18 protein-coding genes are annotated in these 21,644 nt (G+C 46.5%); 13 read left to right on the top strand and 5 right to left on the bottom strand.

Translation table 11 applies throughout. The annotated features are described in order from the left end of the window. Nucleotides 1-63: 63 nt before the first annotated feature. The 4 genes from K0H60_RS12585 to K0H60_RS12570 all read left to right on the top strand — a co-directional run bounded on the left by K0H60_RS12585 (nt 64) and on the right by K0H60_RS12570 (nt 2,789). Nucleotides 64-936, top strand: coding sequence for a DUF6279 family lipoprotein (locus tag K0H60_RS12585; RefSeq protein WP_220055954.1), 873 nt, complete (start codon nt 64-66; stop codon nt 934-936). Between the two features lie 50 nt (nt 937-986). Further along, a complete protein-coding gene (locus K0H60_RS12580; protein WP_220055953.1) occupies nt 987-1,580 on the top strand; it encodes an HvfX family Cu-binding RiPP maturation protein in 594 nt (197 codons plus the stop codon). A gap of 128 nt (nt 1,581-1,708) precedes the next feature. After that, complete coding sequence (locus K0H60_RS12575; RefSeq protein ID WP_220055952.1) at nt 1,709-2,257, top strand: NAD(P)H nitroreductase; 549 nt, start codon at nt 1,709-1,711, stop codon at nt 2,255-2,257. 34 nt (nt 2,258-2,291) lie between these two features. After that, nucleotides 2,292-2,789, top strand: a complete 498-nt coding sequence (locus K0H60_RS12570; RefSeq protein ID WP_220055951.1) for a GNAT family N-acetyltransferase — start codon at nt 2,292-2,294, stop codon at nt 2,787-2,789. A gap of 100 nt (nt 2,790-2,889) precedes the next feature. Here K0H60_RS12570 and K0H60_RS12565 read toward each other — a convergent pair whose 3' ends face one another. After that, complete coding sequence (locus K0H60_RS12565) at nt 2,890-5,118, bottom strand: M3 family metallopeptidase (RefSeq protein ID WP_220055950.1); 2,229 nt, start codon at nt 5,116-5,118, stop codon at nt 2,890-2,892. 273 nt (nt 5,119-5,391) lie between these two features. On the opposite strand from K0H60_RS12565, the gene K0H60_RS12560 reads away from it, so the two are divergent. After that, complete coding sequence (locus K0H60_RS12560) at nt 5,392-6,993, top strand: dipeptidase (protein WP_220055949.1); 1,602 nt, start codon at nt 5,392-5,394, stop codon at nt 6,991-6,993. 269 nt (nt 6,994-7,262) lie between these two features. On the opposite strand, the gene K0H60_RS20630 is transcribed toward K0H60_RS12560, so the two are convergent. After that, entirely contained in the window at nt 7,263-8,576 is a 1,314-nt protein-coding gene (locus K0H60_RS20630) for a methyl-accepting chemotaxis protein (RefSeq protein WP_286670294.1), read from the bottom strand. Between the two features lie 1,468 nt (nt 8,577-10,044). Here K0H60_RS20630 and K0H60_RS12550 point away from each other — a divergent pair. Further along, entirely contained in the window at nt 10,045-12,135 is a 2,091-nt protein-coding gene (locus K0H60_RS12550) for a TonB-dependent siderophore receptor (protein WP_220058164.1), read from the top strand. 258 nt (nt 12,136-12,393) lie between these two features. On the opposite strand, the gene ggt is transcribed toward K0H60_RS12550, so the two are convergent. Then, a complete protein-coding gene (gene ggt / locus K0H60_RS12545; RefSeq protein WP_220058163.1) occupies nt 12,394-14,133 on the bottom strand; it encodes a gamma-glutamyltransferase in 1,740 nt (579 codons plus the stop codon). A gap of 108 nt (nt 14,134-14,241) precedes the next feature. On the opposite strand from ggt, the gene K0H60_RS12540 reads away from it, so the two are divergent. Beyond that, complete coding sequence (locus tag K0H60_RS12540) at nt 14,242-15,510, top strand: GNAT family N-acetyltransferase (RefSeq protein ID WP_220055948.1); 1,269 nt, start codon at nt 14,242-14,244, stop codon at nt 15,508-15,510. Nucleotides 15,511-15,619: 109 nt separating this feature from the next. Here K0H60_RS12540 and K0H60_RS12535 read toward each other — a convergent pair whose 3' ends face one another. Continuing rightward, a complete protein-coding gene (locus K0H60_RS12535; protein ID WP_011626464.1) occupies nt 15,620-16,243 on the bottom strand; it encodes a LysE family translocator in 624 nt (207 codons plus the stop codon). 182 nt (nt 16,244-16,425) lie between these two features. Next, a complete protein-coding gene (locus K0H60_RS12530) occupies nt 16,426-16,875 on the bottom strand; it encodes a hypothetical protein (RefSeq protein ID WP_220055947.1) in 450 nt (149 codons plus the stop codon). Between the two features lie 283 nt (nt 16,876-17,158). Here K0H60_RS12530 and K0H60_RS12525 point away from each other — a divergent pair, with 283 nt between their 5' ends. The 6 genes from K0H60_RS12525 to K0H60_RS12500 all read left to right on the top strand — a co-directional run bounded on the left by K0H60_RS12525 (nt 17,159) and on the right by K0H60_RS12500 (nt 21,595). Then, nucleotides 17,159-17,761, top strand: coding sequence for a YbhB/YbcL family Raf kinase inhibitor-like protein (locus tag K0H60_RS12525; RefSeq protein WP_220055946.1), 603 nt, complete (start codon nt 17,159-17,161; stop codon nt 17,759-17,761). Nucleotides 17,762-17,765: 4 nt separating this feature from the next. Further along, entirely contained in the window at nt 17,766-18,941 is a 1,176-nt protein-coding gene (locus K0H60_RS12520; protein WP_220055945.1) for an L-dopachrome tautomerase-related protein, read from the top strand. Between the two features lie 22 nt (nt 18,942-18,963). Further along, complete coding sequence (locus K0H60_RS12515) at nt 18,964-19,425, top strand: VOC family protein (protein ID WP_220055944.1); 462 nt, start codon at nt 18,964-18,966, stop codon at nt 19,423-19,425. After that, complete coding sequence (locus K0H60_RS12510) at nt 19,426-20,430, top strand: glycine betaine ABC transporter substrate-binding protein (RefSeq protein WP_258405741.1); 1,005 nt, start codon at nt 19,426-19,428, stop codon at nt 20,428-20,430. It begins immediately after the preceding gene. Then, the gene (locus tag K0H60_RS12505) at nt 20,427-20,909 is read left to right on the top strand and encodes an Atu1372/SO_1960 family protein (protein WP_220055943.1); all 483 of its coding nucleotides are present in this window, start codon (nt 20,427-20,429) and stop codon (nt 20,907-20,909) included. Before K0H60_RS12510 ends, K0H60_RS12505 begins: the two co-directional genes overlap by 4 nt. Nucleotides 20,910-21,037: 128 nt before the next feature. Continuing rightward, nucleotides 21,038-21,595 carry a sugar O-acetyltransferase gene (locus tag K0H60_RS12500; protein WP_220055942.1) on the top strand — a complete coding sequence of 186 codons (558 nt, stop codon included), beginning with the start codon at nt 21,038-21,040 and terminating at the stop codon, nt 21,593-21,595. The last annotated feature ends 49 nt before the right edge of the window (nt 21,596-21,644 follow it).

Raw genomic sequence — 21,644 nt, 5'->3', positions numbered from 1 at the left:
AAAAATAAACTTTCTATTAACCTCAGTGTCATAGGATGACCAAGGCTGAACGGATGCAAATTGATGAAAAAAGCTGTGTTGTTAGTGGTCTTGCTGTTTGGCTTAACGGCCTGCTCGACCAAATTTAGTTACCATTTTCTCGACTGGGCCATAGGTTGGGAGTTGGATGATTATGTCAGCCTTGATAAAAACCAGCAAAAGGTTGTCGATGGGCTTATCGACAAGTTTGTGCTTTGGCATCAATCCGAAGAGCTCGGCCATTATGTGGCGCAGTTAACCGAAGTTGAGCAGCAGATCCAAACCAATACCTTAACTCCCGCGCTGTGGGCCGAGCATGTCACACTCGCCAAACGGCATTGGTTTCGGTTATTTGAGTTTGCGCTGCCGGAAATGTTGCCGATTATCGCATCGCTAACCGATGAACAGGTGAAGCAAATTCTTACCCAGTCGCGAAAAGAAGAGCAGGAATTGATTAAGGAATTTGCCGGTAAAACCCCCGAGCAGTTACAGCAAGAGGCCGATGAGAATCTTATCGAGCAATTTGATGACTGGTTGGGTAGCGTAACGGATGAGCAAAAAACGCTTATTCATCAATATAATCAACAGCGACTGTCGACCTTAGATATGTGGCTGGATTACCGCCACGAATGGCTGCGCCAATTTGAAGTTGCCCTCGGACAGCGCAGCGATATTCCGCTGCTGACCGAGCGATTGACCCTGCTGATGACGCGCCCTGATGAGCTTAAGTCGGAAAAACATCGCGCCATTTTAAGGCAAAATACCGAAGTATTTGGCGGCTTGTTACTCACGATCAATGCCAGCTTGTCAGCGAAGCAGTCCAAGCATTTTTATAAAAAGCTGAACAAACTTATTCAAGATCTGCGTGAACTAAATCAAGAGGGGATTGAAAAAGTGGCAAAAGCCGCGAAAGATTAATCCCGAAGCCAAGGTCTATTGGGCAACTCCATCTAATTTAGAGATTGCCCATGTCCCTTGTTAACCTCTATCAAAAATTCCTCAATGCTAGCCATTATGGTGAGGGGCTTGCCCCCTTAGCCCTTCGGCTTTATCTCGCGCCAGTGCTAATGCAGGCTGGCTATAACAAACTCGCGCATTTTGAAGACACAGTGGCTTGGTTTGCCAACCCCGACTGGGGACTGGGTTTACCTATGCCGACGTTAATGGCGGCGCTGGCGGCAGGCACGGAGTTTTTTGGCGCGTGTTTATTACTCGTTGGCTTAGCGACGCGGCTGATATCTATCCCTTTGATGGTTACTATGATGGTGGCGGCGTTTACTGTGCATTGGCCTAATGGTTGGCTGGCGATTGCCGATGGCAGTTCATGGCTCGCCAATGAGCGGGTACTCGAGGCGGGTGACAAGCTGGATAAGGCCAAATCCCTGTTGCAGGAATACGGCAATTACGATTGGTTAACCAGCTCGGGTAACTTGGTGGTGCTGAATAATGGTATTGAGTTCGCGGCGACCTATTTTATTATGCTGCTGGCACTCTTTAGCCTAGGAGGCGGGCGTTATACCAGTCTCGATTACTTTATCGCTAAGCGTTACGGCGTAAAGTAAGCCAAGCGACGTTGCTTACAATACTTTCAATCCCACCCTAGCGTGGGATTTTTTGTACCTCTTTAGCCGCAATTTGCTATGCTTGAGCCAATTTATACGCACCCATTTTTAAGAACAGGGATAATCACTTGGACGCTATCGAACTTTTACTAACCCGCCAATCCACCCCAAGATTAACCGCGCCAGCGCCAAACGAGGGCGAGCTTAAAATCATTTTAGATGCGGCGATTCGAGTGCCAGATCATGGCGCCTTAGCACCATGGGAATTTATTATTGCCACAGGCCAAGGGTTAGACACCTTAGCGGATATCTATGTCAACGCGGCCAAAGCCAGCGGCGCCGATGAAGATTTTATCAATAAAGCCAAAGGGATGCCGATGCGCGCGCCAATGGTGATTACGGTTGTGGCGAAAACCCAACCACACCCTAAAGTGCCTGTGCTTGAGCAGCAAATCGCAGCGGGCTGCGCCACGATGGCGATGCAGCAAGCGGCATTCGCGCTAGGATTAGGCGCCGTGTGGCGCACCGGGGATTTTGCCTTCGACGCCAATGTGAATGCGGCATTAGGCTTAGCGGCAGAGGATCAAATCGTTGGCTTTTTATACGTGGGCACCCCAGCGGTAGCCGCACCGAAAAAACCGCAGAAGGATGGCAGCCAGTACGCCCGCTACCTATAACCTAGTTTATCCCCTCTGAATGGGAGTCCTTAGTATGCAAGTTGCCCAAACCCCAAGATTACTGCTGCGGCAGTTAACGCCCGATGATGCGTCATTTATTTTGGTATTACTCAACACCCAAGGATTTATCGACAATATCGGCGATAAGGGCGTGCGTAGTTTGCAGGATGCCAAGGACTATATCGCCAATGGGCCAGCGATTAGCTATCGCGAACATGGTTTTGGTTTGTTTGCCGTGGTGCTGGCCGAAAATGGCTTTCCGATTGGCATTTGCGGCCTGATTAAACGGCCGACGCTGGCGGATGTGGACCTAGGCTATGCTTTTTTGCCGCAGTATTGGGGCAAAGGTTATGCGTTTGAAGCCGCTAAAGCCTCACTGGAATTCGGTAAAACCATAGGGATTGAACGGATTGTCGCCATAGTTAGCCCGCATAATCAGGCCTCTAAGTCGCTGCTGAATAAATTGGGCATGTCGTTTGAAACCCAGTTGCAGCTTACTCCTAACGATGCGCCGGTGGAGTTGTTTAGCTAAGCAGTGGTTTTATGTGCGAGTGAGTGCGGTTTACGCGCAATAAAATGGGGAGCTAAGCTCCCCATTTTATCTCTTTTGCTTTTCCCCTTAGGGGATGCGATTACTCCGCTAACAGACCACGGCTACGCAGCAGCGGCTCAATGCCTGCTTCTTTACCACGGAAGTTTTTATACATCAGCATAGGGTCATCACTGCCCCCCTTAGACAAGATGTTGTTACGGAAGGCATCGGCGGTCGCTTTATCGAAAATGCCATTTTCTTTAAAGGCTTCGAAGGCATCGGCGCCTAAAATATCCGACCAGAGGTAGCTGTAGTAACCGGCAGAATAACCGCCCGCGAAGATATGCGAGAAGTAAGTGCTGCGGTAACGCGGGCTGATCTCATTAATCAATCCCATGGCGGCTAAGGAGTCGGCCTCAAACTTGGCGGCATCCTTAGGCGTGGTATCGGTCAGGGTGTGCCAATCTAAATCGAGCTTAGTGGCGGCCATATATTCAACGGTCGCAAAGCCTTGGTTAAATTTGCTGGCGGCTTGGATTTTTTTCACCAGTTCCTGCGGGATCACTTCACCGGTTTTGTAGTGCTTCGCAAATTGCGCGAGCACTTCAGGCTGAGTCATCCAGTTTTCGTTGACCTGTGAAGGGAATTCTACATAGTCGCGAGGTACAGCCGTTCCGCCTTGAGAGCGATATTCAACATTGGATAACATGCCGTGCAGCGCATGGCCAAACTCATGGAACAGGGTGCTGGCTTCATCGAAGGTGAGTAACGCTGGCTCATTACCCGCTGGACGAGGGTAGTTCAACACGTTGACAATTATGGGTTTAGAATCGACGCCGTTCATATGGTATTGCTTGCGGAACGAGTTCATCCAAGCGCCGCCGCGTTTGCTATCACGGGTAAAATAGTCGCCCATAAAGATGGCCATAAGCTTGCCGTCTTTATCGTACACTTCCCAAGTACGCACCTCGGGGTTGTATTTGGGTAAGTCGGTACGTTCTTTAAAGGTTAAGCCATAGAGGCGATTGGCCGTATAGAACACGCCTTTTAAAGTGCTGTCGAGGGAGAAGTAAGGGCGAGTTTGCTGCTCGTTAAAGCTGTACTTTGCGACACGGATTTTGTCAGCGTAGTAATCCCAATCCCAAGCTTGCAGCTTAAACTTGCCGCCTTGGCTGTCGATTAATGCCTGCATATCTGCAACTTCGGTCTTGGCTTGGGCAAGCGCTGCTGGCCAGACTTTGTTGAGTAAGCCATAGACATTTTCCGGCGTCTTGGCGGTGCGTTCTTCTAACACAAAATCCGCATGGGTTTTATAGCCCATAAGCTGTGCACGTTCGGCACGCAGCGCGGCAATTTTTGCCAGAATGACTTTGTTATCATTGGCATTATTGTTGTTACCTCGCTCGATATACCCCTTATAGAGCTTTTCGCGTAATTCGCGATTATCGGCATAGGTTAAAAACGGCGTGATAGACGGGCGTGACGTGGTAAATACCCATTTGCCTTCATGGCCACGCTTTTTCGCAGTTTCGGCGGCGGTAGCAATCACATCGGCGGGTAAACCAGATAAGTCCGCTTGCTGATCTATCACTAGCTCGAAGGCATTGGTTTCGGCTAACAGATTGTCACCAAAGGCTAAGTTAAGCTTGCCGATTTCTTCATTCAGGGCGCGCAGCTTGGTTTTATCCTGCTCGCTGAGGTTAGCACCGCCACGGGTGAACGACTTATAGGTGTCTTCCAGTAATTTGGCCTGCGCCGTGTTGAGCTTTAGGCTGTCTTTGCTGTTATAAACGGCTTTAACACGTTGAAACAGCTTATCGTTCAGTAAGATATCATCTTCTGCCGACGATAACATCGGCGAGACTTCTTTGGAAATCGCTTGCAGCTCCGGAGTGGTATCTGCGCCAGTTAAGTTAAAGAAGACGTTGGATACGCGGGTGACGAGATCGCCCGAAAACTCCATCGCTTCGATGGTGTTGGCGAAAGTCGGCTTATCTTTGTTATCGACAATCGCTTGAATTTCTTCGTGTTGCTGGGCGATACCCGCTTTGAATGCAGGGAGGAAATGCTCGGGCTTAATCTTATCGAAGGCCGGAATTTCCATAAACGTATCATAGGGCTTAAAGAATGGGTTACTGGCATTTTGGCTGATGATCTGCGCCGACATCGCATTCGGTGCGACAGTCGCCTGCGCCGCAGTATCGCTGTTTTGTGCACTACAGCCACTTAAGGCGAGGGCGAGTGTGATGGCGCTAAAGGTCAGTTTGATGGCTCGCGGCTTAAGTGTCGGCGTGTTAAGGGCCTGTGATTTTAGGCTTAGTCCCTTCATGTCAATTCCCCGTTAGGTGATTATTATTCTGTCGGATTAATGGTACTGCAAACCATTAATATTATTTTAAGGTGACTGTTTAGCATGTATCAGACTAAGGGTTCCATCGATTTTGTGTTTTGTTTGTAACAAATGGTTAGTCTGCGGTTTTTAACGGAAGAACTATGGCAAACTGAGCCGCGCACGAAGGCAATATTTGGCAAAGGATAAAGCCATTGCTTTGGTGCGTTTTTATGTAAGTCCCTAATCATACAAATAATAAATAGGACCTCTATGGAATTGCCTCAGTTTAACTATACGCGCCTCTGTCGTCGTTTTTCTTATTCCCTATTAGCCGCTGCGCTGTGGACATCGACGCAAGCTGCAGCGTCGCCAACCACGCTTAGCCAAGATGCGCTTAAGGTGGCCGATTATGCGGTGAGCACCTATGACACGCAGATGGTCGAGAGTCTGGCGCATTTAATCAGTTTTAATACCCAAGCGGTTGAGGGGCAAACGCCCGATACCAACCCCGCCTTTATTGGTTTTAAGTCGAGTTTAAAAAGCTTGAGCCAAGAACTCGGACTCGATTATGCCGACCACGGTTATGTGGTGCTGATTGGCCTCGATGCTAATGCTGTCGATGCCCAACAATCACAGGTTGAGAAATTAGGTATCGTCACCCACGGCGATGTGCAGCCCGCCAATCCCGCTCTCTGGACTAAGAGCCCCTATGTGCTGGATACCGAGTCTGAACCGGGTAAGCTGATAGGTCGCGGCACCGAAGATGATAAAGGCGCGATTGTCACCGCTATGTATGCGATGAAGGCCATCAAAGATAAACAAATCAAACGGGAAAAACGCATTGAGCTGCTGGTGTATTTAGCCGAAGAGTCCGATTGGGATCCACTAAAAGCTTTTTTAGTCCATTACACTCCAGCGCAGATGAATATCACCATAGATGCCGAGTATCCGGTCGTCACCGCCGAAAAGGGTTGGAGTAAGATTGGCTTTACGGTACCGAATATCGAGTCAACGCAGGAGCTGGGCGCGGCAACGAATGTCCCTAGCCTAACGGCATTCTCCGGCGGCTATTTTGCCAGCCAAGTGCCACAGCAAGCCGAGGCGCAAATTCATGCCATCACCCCAAGCTTATTGGCACAGTTACAGGCGAGTGCCGCCAACCAGCAGGGGATGAAGTATCGATTCGAGCGCACTTGCGAGCAGGCCGTGTGCGACTTGCATATTTTTGCCGACGGTAAGGCGGCTCATTCCTCCACGCCTGAAGATGGGGTGAATGCCGTGACGCATTTGGCCGCGTTACTGCAGCCATATACTTGGCCTAAAACCACTGCGGCACTCACTATTGCCGCCATGAATGAGTTAGTAGGGTTGGGGATTTATGCCGAGCAGTTTGGTGAGCTGGCCTATAAAGATGATTTTATGGGCGCCTTAACGCTTGCCCCCACAGTCGTTGCGCAAACGAGCAAAGGGACGGAAGTCACCATTAATTTACGTCGCCCGGTGGGCAAAACGCCTGAGTTACTCTCAGCCCAAGCCAAGGATGCATTAAACAAATGGCAAGCAGAGCATCAAGTTACACTCATCGATGTGGAAAGTTATTGGGGCGAGCCTATGGTGATGAAAGATGCACCCCATCAGCAAACCTTACTCGATGTGTTTGCCCACTTTACCGGCATAGCATCACCCAAACCTGTGGCTATTGGCGGCTCAACCAACAGTAAATTATTCCCTAACGCCTTAAGTTTTGGCCCCGCCATGCCAGGCGTGGAATACACTGGCCACACAGAGAAAGAATTTATGACCCATAAACAGTTTATGCTGAATCTGAAAATGTACACCGCCGCTTTTATTGAGTTAACCGCTGCAAAATAGTGCGTTTTCAATTGTGATTAATTGAAGCTATGGGTGAAATACTTTGGAGAGTGGAGGAGGTTTACTTAGCACGTTTATAAGTCAATGGCGGTTAATCTGAGATTACCGCCATTGCTCTTTAATCGTTAACACAAGATAACGCTGCAATCTCTTATCTTCCTTTTATAGCCATTACTTTCCCTGTGGCTCGCATTCCATTGTCTAACAAGGTTCGCCTATAAAACTGCTTTGATTCAGTGGGTTGGGACAGGCGTTGAATATGAAATTACCTACTTATTTGAACTGTTGACTAATTCGCCAACGACTTGTGACACATAGTCAGCTCCCTTTAATATTTCGTTGATAATGCTTGCGGCTTCAGAAATCAAATCCACGTTTTTAGCAGCTTGATCTGTAACTTTAATCATACTGTTTCGTGATAGGTTAACTAATTGGCTATTTTTACCTACTATTTGGTTAATGTCTTCAGTAGATTTAGTTGTTCTGCCAGCAAGTGTGCGAACTTCATCAGCTACGACCGCAAAGCCCCTGCCATAGTCACCAGCGCGAGCCGCTTCTATTGCGGCATTCAACGCTAACAGATTAGTCTGATCCGCAATAGACTTTATGGTTGTCACAATATTTGAAATTTCTGTAGATTGTACGTTTAGTTGTTCAATCAAATGTGAGGTGTGACGAATATCGAGAGTGATTTGCTCAGAATTTTCTAAGTTATTTTTTAGGATTTCTGAGCCTCTTTCTGCAACTTGAGCTGTTTCTACTGAAGTGCTATGGGCTACTTCGGCAGCTTTTTGAATGGCTAATTGTCGCTCCATTCTGGTGGTGATATCGGCAGCAACCTTAACAACTTTCACGACTTGACCATCGGAATTAAAAACTGGGTTATAGGTAGCTTCAATCCAAACGGTATTTCCAGACTTACCTATGCGTTGAAATAATCCACTTTTTACCTTCCCATCAGCAAGTTCTCGCCAAAAATTAGGATTTTCTTGGTAAAAACGATCAGTACAGAAAATTCTGTGATGTTTACCTATCAAATCCACCGCAGAGGAGTAACCTAATGCGTTAGCAAAGTTTGAGTTAGCTGAAGTAATTGTGCCATCGACCGCAAATTCAATTACCGCATTGGAGCGATCAATTGCAGTGAGAAGAGATTTTTCTTTTAATGATACATCGTATTCATCTGTGATTTCGTTAGCAATTTTCAGGACTTTCACAACTTGATTGTCTTCAATGATAGGAATATAAGTCGCTTCTAACCAAATATCGTGTCCATCTTTAGCTACTCGATGAAATTTTCCTGATTTAGATCGCCCGGCTCTAAGATCTGACCAAAACCGTTCATATTCATTTGATTCTCTGTAACGTTTTGTGCAGAGCAGACGATGATGCTGACCTTTTAGCTCTGTCTCCGTATAACCAACACATTCAAGAAATTTAGTGCTTGCACTCAAAAAGTCCCCATTAGGAGTGAAGGATACGGTGGCACATGCTCTCGAAATGCTATTGAGCTCAGCATTTTGCATCTTCACGAGCATTTCATTTGGATGTGTGCTTTCTTGTTTTAGTTTATGAAAAATCACTTGGAACCTCGTCAAAAACAAAAATTTAATTAAGCATAGTTAATGCTATAAATTCTTCAACAGTACGGCTAAATCTAATTAAATTCATGACTTAGTCCATCGGTGAACTAAAGTGGATATTGTCAAATAAACTTATATTTATTTAATCCGCGGTGTTAGGCTTTTGTCTGCACTCAAATAGTGATCACATGTCAATATTCAATTAAAAGAAGCATCAATCTGGTTGCTTTGGCGTGATTAGATATCTTCTTCCGTTTAGGAGTGTTCACTACTAAAGCTTGAAACTCATCTGTCAGCGGGTTAACCCTGCCCACCTCGACATTTGATGAACTATCGTTGCGAGCATTGAATGAATGTCTGTTTTCTATTTTGAAGATGAAGTTATAAAAGCTCTATTGCTCTGCCGCGATTAGCTTTAGTAGATTGGCTCGTAAACAGTTTTAACACTGTCTTCAAATAACTAGCTTTACAAATATTAATCCCAAACCTATGGATTAGAGTAAAAGAACCACGTGATTTGCCCTAATGTGAGTCACGTATCTTCATTAAAATCTACAGGTTACATTGGTGTTAAAAGTAAAGCTATTTAGGTTAATTGGCGAGATGCCTATCCGCTTCATGACCGCTTTTGGGCATTTATGCCATCGTGGCATTTGTGAATCCATGTACACCAGATGAACTGGACGAGATTTAAGGAATAAATTGTTTCAAGTTCATCAATGCCATGGCTTGCCTATCTGCGATTGCTTGCAGACTGACGGCTTTAACCATGGCAAACTTAACAGCCTATAGAACAGTTATTCTGGATAAAAAACTTATTACGACTATATGGTCGAGCTAAATTAAGTGTAGGAATAAATGCAGCTCAGTAAACCGCATTTTAGCTAGAGCAGATTATTATCCTTGGGGAAGGCTCGGGACTGTAATGTCTGCCTTTAGTACTAAGACAATCAAGAAAATAACACCTAACAACGGGAATAATCCCAGTACTGCGCCAAGCATCCCTGTGAGCTTAGGGTTTGTCGTTTTTTTGCGCCCGAGAGAATAACTCAACATACCGAAAAACATCATGCTAGCTAAGAGCAATAGCAAAATCAGCGATACAATTGACACAATAAATTCCTTTTTAATTCATATGTTAGAGCTTGATAATAAAGACCGAGTTAAGGCTGAGTCAATCTTATTTATCATGATTGAGTGCTATGGCGGTGGGTAATTGGCCAGTTTTACCACTTACTTAGTGAATCCTAAAGAACCATAAAACAGACGATATCGAATAAATCTGGATGGCGATGCTACTAAGCCATGCAACATCGACCAACAATGAGGACTCGCCTTTAGCATGTGATGCTCCCGACATTTTTACAAACTTTGAGTGTAAATGTAATGAGAATTGTTATCATTTTTCTGTATTGATAATTATTTTCAATTAAAATGCATCTCTCAAAAACAATGATGGGGAATCATGATGCAAAAAACGCTGTTAGCGACACTCATTGCGAGTTTTTTATTCGTACCAGGCACCTATGCCAGTGAGGACAAGTCCGCGACCAATATTGAGGTCATTAGTATCAAGGGGAGTCGATTAGATAAGGCCGCAACGGCAACAGGTTTACCCTTAACTCTTAGGGAAACTCCGCAATCCGTTACCATTATCGATCAAGAGTTTATTCAGAGTTTCTCACTGGATAGTGTTGCCGATTTAATGTTTTTAACCCCAGGGATCTATGCTCAAAAAGCCGAAACTAATCGCTATTTCTTTAGCTCCCGCGGAAATCCCATTACTAATTTTCAGTTTGATGGCGTGCCCGTTAACTATTCGAGTTTCTTTAATGACGCTTCAACCGACACCATATTATTTGATCGCGTAGAGGTTGTTCGTGGTGCAACCGGACTCTTAACCGGGGCGGGTGAACCATCGGCGGCCATTAACCTTATCCGTAAACGGCCTAAATCTGCGCCTGGTGGTTATGTCAGCGCAAAAGTCGGTTCATGGGATAGTTACCGCGTTGAAGGCGATGCCTCTGTTGATGTGACAGATAGTGGTGCTGTGCAGGCTCGTTTTGCTGCTGCCTATGAGAAATCAGATAGTTACATTGATCTTGCCGAAGATGAAAACCTCCAAATTTACGGTGTTATAACGGCAAGACTTGGTGACAATACCTTATTTACCCTAGGTGCCGATTACAGTGATCGTGATCCTAAAGGCTCCACTTGGGGTGGTATCCCGCTATTTTATGCCGATGGCAGCTTAGCCAATGATCTACCTCGCTCGACCACAACGGCTGCCTCTTGGTCGAGTTGGCAACGGAATGGCGCGAATGTCTTTGCCACGCTTGAACATGATTTTGATAATAATTGGGACCTTAAATTTGACGTCGAACATCGTGAAGATGAGATGGACGGCCACTTGCTGTATCTCTATGGTGCGCCGGATAAAACGACTGGCTTAGGTATGAAATCATCGGCGATGATCTACCAATCGACCCGTAAACAAGATGCCGCACGACTCTTTGCCTCAGGGCCATTTGAGCTCTTTGGCCGCGAGCATAAATTGACTGCGGGTTTATTGTATTCTAAGCAAGATACGACTGCAGATTCCTATTATCCATTGAATAGTTTAAGTATTGGTAACTTCTTCGAATGGGATGGCTCAATTGCCGAACCTAATTATCCGTCGACGCCAATCTATCAGGAAGGGGAGGAAACTCAAAAAGGGGCCTATCTCGCGACCCAAATTAATTTACATGATCAATGGATGTTGTTACTGGGTGGCCGCATTAGCCAATATCAATTTGAATCAAACGCGGCTGATGACTACAACAATAGCGATGTTTTTACACCTTATGCTGGCCTTATATACAACCTGAACGATAGCATCTCGATTTACACCAGTTATACCGAAATTTTCCAGCCACAGGATGCAAAAGACGCGAACAATAAGCGCTTAGATCCGATGACGGGGAACAATATTGAATTGGGGGCGAAAGGGGATTTCTTCGATGAGAAACTGACTGCCAGTGTTGCCGTATTTAAAGTGCAAAAGGAAAATGTGGCAAAACCCGATGATGGCGCACTTCCCTTACCAGGTGGCAGTTATCCTATGCATTTGGTAGATGGAACCAGTAACCAAGGTTATGAAGTTGAGCTAAACGGTAAACCAACAGAAAATTGGGATCTGTTTTTCAGCTATACCTATAGCAAATCAGAAGATCAGGATGGAGCAGCTTTTAGCACTCATTTACCTAAAGATCTGGTGCGTTTATCCTCACTTTATCACTTTGATGGTGCACTTGCGGATTTAACCGTTGGCGGTAACTTAAGCTGGCAGAGTAAAATTTACAAAGATAATGCGGGTCCTAATGGTGAGCGATCCGAGCAAGACAGCTATTACCTAGTCAATCTGATGACAAGCTATCAACTGACGGATGATGCTAAAGTTCAGCTAAATATCAATAACTTATTCGATAAAAAATATTACTCCAGCATTGATTTTTACAATCAAGGTTTCTTCGGTGAACCTCGAAAGATTGAGTTAAACCTAAGCTACAACTTTTAAATAATCTTCCCTGCAAGCTAGAGCTGTAAATGCCGTGTCCATTAAGACACGGCATTAACATCACTCAGTGATAGGAGATAAGTGAATGTAACGCCCAACATTTGCTAAAAATACTAACCTGCTTTTGTTGTTCATTAGACTCTTGCTGAGAGTCAATATCCGCGGCTAATCTTGAATGCTCTATATCGAGCAGTTTGGCGATTAGCCTTATCACTCCTATCCATACCATTTACATAGCGCTTGTATGCCAATCAGCGATTAGTAACCGACGGCTTCGCTACCCGAATGACGGGGATCGGTGGCGCCAAAAATCCCTTGCTCTGTCACCATAATGGATTGGGTGCTGCCCATGGCCGATTGTACTTTCACCTTATGGCCTTTGGCTTCGAGTAACGAAATGGTATCGCGGTTCAGGCTGGTTTCGACCCGCAGTTCATCGGGTAGCCATTGGTGGTGTACCCGCGCGGCATTGCTGGCTTCGGCAATGTTTAAGCCGTGGTCAATCACATTCATAATGATTTGCAGCGTGGTGGTAATGATGCGTGAACCGCCTGGGCTGCCCGTCACTAAGAAAGGTTTGCCGTCTTTCATCACTATGGTGGGGCTCATTGAACTCAACGGACGTTTATTACCTTCCACCGCGTTGGCATCGCCACCCACTAAGCCGTAACCGTTAGGCGTGCCGGGTTTAGCGGAAAAATCATCCATTTCGTTATTGAGTAAAATCCCCGTGCCTTTGGCGACTAAACCCGAGCCATAACTGAAGTTTAAGGTGTAAGTGTTAGACACCGCATTGCCCCATTTATCAACCACTGAGAAGTGGGTGGTTTGGTCACTCTCATAGGGCGCTAGATTACCGGGTTTGATTTCGGTACTAGGCGTGGTTTTGTTTAGCGCAATTTGGCTGGCAATCTTTTGAGCGTAGTCCTTATTGGTTAACTGCTTGACGGGCACCTTATAAAAATCGGGATCGCCTAAATACTCGCTGCGATCGGCGTAGGCATGCTTCATGGTTTCGGCCATCACATGAATGGTTTGCGCCGTGTTGTGGCCAAATTGGTCGATAGGGAACTGCTGCAGCACATTGAGCATTTCGATAATGTGCACGCCACCTGAGGATGGCGGTGGCATAGAAACCACCTCATATCCACGGTATTGACCGCGAACGGGTTCACGCTCGACGGCTTTGTAGTGTTGTAAGTCCGCTAAGGTCATGATGCCGCCAGCGTCTTGCACGGCCTTTACCAGTTTCTCTGCGGTTTCACCTTCGTAGAACCCTTTAGTGCCTTTCTCGGCGATAAGTTGCAGGGAGTGGGCAAGTTCTGGCTGCTTTAAAATATCATCCACTTGGTAGTCGCTACCGTCGGCCTTATAGAAGATGGCTGCCGTGCTGGGCCATTGGCTCATGCGGCGTTTTAAGCCTGCAAGGGATACCGCCAGATCTGGGGTCACACTAATCCCTTCCTGCGCCATTTTGATGGCGGGCGCTGTGACTTGTGCCATGGTCATAGTGCCATATTTTTCAAGGGCTAAACTCATGCCCATCACAGTGCCGGGCACGCCAACTGCAAGGCCATGTTCACGGCTTAATTTAGTCACCGCATCGCCATTTTCATCGAGGAAAATATCTTTTTTCGCCTTTGATGGCGCCATTTCACGGTAATCGATGGCGATAGTTTTGTTTTCTTTGGCCAGATGGACGAGCATAAAGCCGCCGCCGCCAATATTGCCTGCGCGGGGTAAGGTCACGGCTAAACTGAATGCTACCGCCACTGCTGCATCGACGGCATTACCGCCTTGCTTCAAAATTTCGATGCCTGTGCGACTGGCCAGTGTTTCTTGGCTGGCGACCATGCCATGCTTTGCCCATACGGGTTGTGCCGTGGCCATTTGGCTGAAAATCGAAGGCTCTTCGGCATGGAGAGTGGGCGAAGATAACAAAGGCAGTGCCATGGCGATGGCGAGAATAAGAGGTCTAAAAGGTCCTGCGCGGCGCATATTCAATCCTGAATTTATTTTCATTTTGGCTATGCAATGTGCCGAGAATTAGGCTTAATTGCAACCTTGGATCTTGCTTAGTGTGTTTAACGGATAAGAATTCGCCTAATGAGACAACTCATTTTTGCCTTTGCCAGCGCGGCGCAGAGTATTGCTACAGATAGTTGGGATAGCTTGATGGGGAAGGACAATCCCTTCTGCCAGCATGCCTATTTACTCAGCTTAGAGCAGAGTTTATCGGCCTGTGCCGCGACAGGCTGGCGGCCACATCATTTATGTGTGTTCGACGCAACTGGCAGTGAATTAGCACTAGAATTAGCGCCAGATGCCGTGATTGAGAGCCCAAAAGATGCCGCAGATTTTATCGATTTACCGCTGCTGGCTTTGATGCCGCTCTATCAAAAATCCCACTCCTATGGCGAGTATGTGTTTGATTGGGCATGGGCGCAGGCGTATGAGCGTCATGGTCTTGAATATTATCCTAAATTGTTAAATGCCATCCCGTTTACGCCGGTGCAGGGGCGGCGGTTGGGGCTGTCGCCTACGCTTTCTGCTGAGGAGATTAAGGTGCTAAGTTGCGCCGTATTTACGTGTTTAGATGAGCAATTAGTAGATGCGGATGCGCCTATGTCTTCTTGGCATTGCTTATTTGTCTCGTCTTCGCAGCAAAAACTATTTGCAGAGGCATCTAATCAAACCGCGCTTCGGCGTTTAAGTACTCAGTTTCATTGGCATAATCGTGGCTATAAAGATTTTGATGCCTTTTTAGCGGCGCTCACCTCCCGTAAGCGCAAGAATATTCTTAAGGAGCGCGCCCAGCTCCAGCCCTATGGTTTGCAATATGAATTTGTCGCAGGAGCGGATATTAGCCGTCAACAATGGCAGCATTTTATTGAATGTTATCAACTAACTTACCTTAAACGTTCCGGCCATAGAGGCTATTTAACCCCAACATTTTTTAACATGATTGCAGAGAGGTTGGCCGAGCAGATTGTCTTGCTCGTGGTGAGTGATGCGAAAGGGCAGATGTTAGCGGGCGCGCTGTATTTTACGGGCCGCAATGAGCAGGGGCAGACATGCCTGTTTGGTCGTTACTGGGGCAGTATTGTTGAGCTTGAGGGATTGCACTTTGAGGCCTGTTATTATCAGGGCATTGAATACTGCATCGCCCATGGCATTGATATCTTTGATGCTGGCGCGCAGGGCGAACATAAAGTGTTGCGCGGCTTCGAGCCTGTGGCTCTTTATTCCTACCACAATATCGCCCATCCCGACTTTAAGCGGGCGATCGCACATTTTACCCAGGAGGAAGCCGCGCAAATGGAAGTGTATATGCAGCAGATGCGTGAGGTGTTGCCCTATAAAAAAGGCCAATAACCACCATAAATGTAAAGCGTCGCGTCAACAAATGCGTTGGCGCGACGCGAATAGGTCTACACAAAAGAGCGATGTGCTAAGTACATATTACTCAAGAGTGAATATTTGATTAGCTCACCGCTAACCAGATCCCAACGCCAATCATAAGGCTGCCGGCAATTCGATTTAACCAACGAATATTATCGCCGCGACTTAAAAATATCCTCAGACTCTTACCGCCACTGGCGTAGGCAAGCATAGAAGTAAATTCTGTCACCATAATAATGCTAAGCAGGGCAAGGAGCTGTGGTGCGACTTCGCGCTCGGCATTAATAAATGGCGGCAGTAGCGATACCATAAACGCCCAGCCCTTAGGGTTCGCTATTGCGGTAATAAAACCCTGTGAAATCAGCGTGAAGTTACTGGCTCTTGGGTTAGTGTCATCATCGCTGAGCATGGCCATTTTGCCACGGGCGCGCCACATCTGCACACCGATATACCCTAAGTAGATGCCGCCAACCCATTTAAATACCTGAAAAACCTCAGGGTAGTTAAGCATGATGCTCGCTACACCCATAACCGCAGCGGTGGCGACCAAGGCCACACCCACAAGCTCGCCGAGCATCATCCACAGGGTACGGCGCACACCTATGCTCATTCCAAGCGTCATGGCGAGTGTCATACACATACCGGGGGTGATAGAAACAAAGAAGAAAGTCGGGATAAACACTGCGAGTAAGGCAAAATCTGGCATGGTCTAAAACGGTCTAATAGAAGAGTGAAGGAACGCTAGTGTAATGAAAATGACAGAGTTAGCCAATGCGTCAGTGGTGAAGTCTCTCCCAGAATGCGTTATAGCATTAGGCTTTGGTGCTAAAACCCATTGAACGAGGGAGATAGCATCATCAACATATGCAGGCGCCGATTAAAGACTTATTAGCACAATAAGGGAATTATATCAGGCTCACATTCGGTATCGATTAAATAAACACATTCCTGACCAATAATATAATAACTGTATAAAGCTTGATAAATATGCTCGCCTAATTGTCCATAACAGTGCAGTCTGGCATTTTTTACCGACTTCCATATTGGCCAAGGTAAATTAAAGTAATCGTACTCTTTGATAGTGTGATTTAATTCTTGTTCTAAAGGAAATGGTGTGTTGTTAACATCGAGTTGATGACAATGGGTTTGATAACTGGACTCATCAATGACTTGTAGCCCTGCGATAGTTGGAAAGTAAATCTCCATTGCCAGAGGGTGAGTATCTTGCCCTTGCCAACTTAGAGCTAATGATAAGTTATTGAGTTGGCAATTAATCAGTGGATAGGGGCTTAGGTTACGCTTAAGGGGGAACCATGGTTGGTAACTGGCTGACTCCATTGATATATCCTCCATTTTATCTGTTGTATCCTGATATTGTGATTTTTCATGGCTATTAATGAATGTATTTATGGAAGGATTATTTAATTTCCTTCAATGTATTTTATGAATCAATAATACGGTAAGTTTTTTTACTTTTATTGAATCACCATAATCTAATTGCGAGTTAAAAGCATGTGGTAATTATCTAATAATTTTTGAAACTCCTATTAATGAAATCTGGCTTATCAAAAATAGGCTGATGGTTATGCTTACTCACTGTTTAAAGAAAGTGAGTAAACCAATGAAAAAACGATTTCCATCGGCCTATATTGGTCATTTACTAGGTCATTGTGCATTAATGACGACAGGATTTTTGCTGAATATCCCAAGTGCCAATGCTGTCATGCTAGATGCTGTGCCCCTATTTAGTTTACAGAGCAATCTCGCCCCGAGAGCGCCCATACCCGCTGAATATTATTGGAATCAATTTGGTTGCTCTGGCGCCAATCTTGCCCCCACTTTAACTTGGGAACACGCTCCTAAGGGCACTCAAAGTTTTGCGATGACTTTTTATGATAAAGATGCCCCTACAGGGAGTGGTTTTTGGCATCGTGTGGTTTATAACATTCCATCGCAAATCAATACATTGGTAGGAGGCATTGATGGCGGTGAATTACCTACAGGCGCCATTGAGGCGAATACGGATTTAGGTAAGCCGGGATTTTTTGGACCTTGCCCGCCCAAAGGTCGTGAGCATAGATATGTGTGGACTGTTCATGCTTTAGATGTAGCCAAGTTACCGATAGATGCCAATGCCACTCCTGCACTAGTCGGATTTTACCTTTGGCAGCATCGGCTTGGTGAAGCCAGCTTGACCCTCTTAGCCGGTTCGAAAGAGGGGTAAGTCAATGAATTTACATACATTATGTTCAAGTCATAAGAGGTTGGCGACCAGTCTGTTATTAATGAGCCAAGTGTTGATGGCACCACAGGCGATGGCGCGGTCGAGTGAACAGGTGATAGCACAAGTTCAGCCTGAGATTTTTGCCAGTCTTGACGGCGCTGTTGGCGGCATTAGCTTTACCTCAACCAATAGGCTTATCTTTAGTTACCATCCTTTCTATCAACCTAATATAAAGGTGGGGGAATTGCTGGCTAACGGTAAGGTCACTCCCTTTCCGAACTCAGATTGGCAGCAATGTCATGATCCCCAAGGTAAACCCAAAGATCCCGATACCTGCTTGAATTGGGTTTTAGGGCTGCGTACCGACAAACAGGATAAAGTCTGGCTACTCGATTCCGGCCAAGCTGAGCCTCGAATCGAACCTAAGCTGGTGGCGTGGGATACCCGTAAAAATCAGTTAGAGCGGATTATTCATCTGCCTTTTCCCGTATCGATCCCTGAGTCGCAGCACAATGACTTTGTGATTTCATCTCGCCATCAAGCCATCATCATCGCGGACGAAGGCATTGCGACGGGTCCTATTGGTGATAAGGCTGCCTTAGTCGTGGTAGATCTCACCACGGGTAAGAGCCGACGGGTATTGCAAGGTGATAACAGTGTGATGCCAGATTTACAACGGCCACTCATTATCGATAGCCACAGCGCCCAACCTAAACGTATTGATGTCTATGTCGGCGCCGATGGTATTGCCTTAGATAGTGCGGAGCATTGGTTTTACTTTGCGCCAATGAATAAGGACAAAGTTTACCGCGTGGCAATAGAGGATTTACTCAATCCTGATTTAAGCCCTCAAGCCTTATCAGCCAAGGTGGAAACCTACGCCGACAAACCCAACAACGGCGGCCTTAGTATTGATACGGCCAATAATCTTTACCTTACCGAAGTGGGCGAGCGCGCTATTGGCATCATCCCCGCGAACACGCGCCAGTATCAAATCTATGCACATGACGAACGTATGGTTTGGCCAGATGGCGTGAGCTTTGGCAAAGACGGCTACCTATATTCAGGCGCCGTCCAATTACCATTATCCGCCGCGTTAAATCATGGTAAAGCCGAAAACCAGCCGCCGTATTACATTTTTCGCTTTAAGCCCTTAGCCGCCGGCGTGCCAGGCAATTAACACTCACAAGGGAGAAAGTCATATGAACATCGTTGGATTAGATCATTTTACGATCCGTACCCCAAAATTGGCGGAAACTGCCGCGTTTTTTCAAGATGTATTGGGGTTAAAACAGGGTTTGCGGCCGCGGTTTGGTTTTCCTGGGCATTGGCTCTATGTGGCAGAGAAACCTGTGCTGCATTTAGTGGAAGTCGGCAGCCGGGCTTTAGATGCCTATTTAGGAGAAAGTGCCGCCCAGTTTGGCTCTGGTCGTGTTGATCATTTGTCGTTTCGTGGGACGGATTTAGCGCAAATACAGCAACATCTATGTCGACAAAAGTGTGAGTTTAGGGAGCGGATCGTCCCTGAAATTGGTGAGCATCAATTATTTATTGAAGATCCTAACGGCATCACTGTGGAGATGATTTTCCCCTATGCGAGGGATAACGCTGTGGTGGGCGTCGCGATGGAAAGACTCGCGATTCAGCCTGAGGATGAGGTCTAAATGGCTCAAATAGACCCTAAGCGCAGGCAACTGTTACAGACGCTAAGTTTGGCAGGCGTTGCCTCATCCAATCTAGTTTCCCTTGGAGCGATAGCGATGAATTTACCGAATATGAAACAAGTTAATCAGGCTGAGCATGGCCAAACTGCGCATGTGTTGAAATCAGCGCCGCGGATCCAGTTAGGGGTTACAGACTTAAGTTTTCATCGAGTAACGGCGGCTGTGGTTGCCCACGTGATGCGACTGATGGGCAAAGAGGTTGAAATAAGCTATGCGCTGCACGAGGCAAATTTTAGTCGGCTCAAGCTTGGACAGATAGATTTGCTGTGTTCGGCTTGGTTGCCCCATAGCCATGGGGTATATCAGCAGCAGGTTGAGACCCAAATCGCGACGCGAGCCTTAGGGCTGCATTACGAGCCCTATGCACTCTGGGGCGTACCGGATTATGTGCCCGAGGATGCGGTTTCTCGCATCGAAGATCTGCTTAAACCTGAGGTAAAACAACGGACACGGCCGATAATTCAAGGCATTGGTGAAGGGGCGGGTATTACCCGTTTCTCTAAAAACATCATGCGAGAATACCAATTAACCGCAGCGGGCTACCAGTTTAGAACGGGTACTCAAGCTGATTGTGTCACGGCATTTGAGTCGGCAGTGTCGGTAAACGAGTGGGTCGTCGTGCCACTCTGGCATCCACAATTTTTACATCACCAATATGCAATTCGTGAGCTTAAGGATGTTAAGGGATTACTTGGAGGTAAAGACAGAGCTGTGTTGCTTGCAAGGGAAGACAGGCTAACGGAGCACTTTACCCCTGAACAAATTGCCGTGTTGGATAAGATTTCACTGTCTAATCAAATTGTGGCCGAGTTGGATTATGGCGTGAACCGCTTAGGATTAAGCGAAGATCAAGTAGCATCTCATTTTTTAACCAATAATCCTGCGATGTTGGCAACCTGGTTAGCCCCGCTGCTGACACAGATGATGCAGGAGGTTGCGTTATGAATCAGTACCATCAACCCACGCCTGAGGCGAGGCTTGCAGAGGCGGGAATTATTTTGCCCGAAGTCGCCAATGCCTTGGGCCATTATGAACCCTATGTGATTGTTGGCTCGCAACTAATGACATCAGGGCAGTTCCCTTACTTAAACGGTGAGCTGATGTATAAAGGACAACTTGGGCGCGACTATACCTTGCTTGAAGGCTATGCGGCCTGTCGGCTTGCGGCGCTCAATGCCATTGCTCAGCTTAAACAGGCGTGTGGTGAATTGTCGCGGATCAAGCAAATTTATCGCTTGGAGGGGGTATTAAGTGTCCACGAATCCTGTGTTGAACATCCCCAAGCATTAGATGGTGCTTCTGATTTGTTACTGCAAGTGTTTGGCGAGGCTGGGCGACATAGCCGGATGATTTGGACTAATCCTGTGATGCCCTTAAACAGCTTATGTTTGGTGTATTTATTTGCTGAGTTACACCCAGACTAAGTTTGTTAAGGCGGCGCTTTGGGTCGCCATTGCACAAATCTTCCCCCATAGTTGTTATGTCACTTGTGTTTTTGCCAGTCGATTGTTAGGGTTGCGTCATTATAACAAGTAGCAAATGTTGAAGTTAGATGACAGAAAAGCAAAAAATGTTGGCGGGTCAACCCTATAAAGCTTCGGATGAAACCTTATTAGCCGAAAGAATGCAGGCTAAACTAATGTGTCATCGGTTTAATCATGCGGATCCTACTGAGCTTGAGGCGCGCATGGCGTATTTGCGAGATTTGCTGGTCATCCCGAATTGCGGCCATATCGAACCTAACTTCTTTTGTGATTACGGTTATAACATTCACATCGGTAAGCAATTTTACGCTAACCATAACTTAACCATACTCGATGTTTGCCAAGTGACCATTGGCGACCATGTGATGTTTGGTCCCAATGTGTTGCTCTCTACCGCGACCCATCCCATCGAACCTAGCGCGCGCCTGACCACAGAATATGGTAAGCCTATTCATATTGGTCACCATGTGTGGCTTGGCGGTAATGTCTGCGTGTTGCCCGGCGTGACTATTGGCGATAACTGTGTGATTGGGGCGGGGAGTGTGGTCAATAAAGATATTCCCGCTAACAGTGTGGCCGTTGGTAATCCCTGTAAAGTTATAAAACAAATTCACGAAACGGTTTAATTGCAACTTTTGCGGTAAATCGAGTGTGGTAAATCATGCGCGATAAAAC

The organism is Shewanella mangrovisoli (assembly GCF_019457635.1).
Lineage (GTDB): Bacteria > Pseudomonadota > Gammaproteobacteria > Enterobacterales > Shewanellaceae > Shewanella > Shewanella mangrovisoli.
This window is presented reverse-complemented; position numbering and strand designations above follow the sequence as displayed.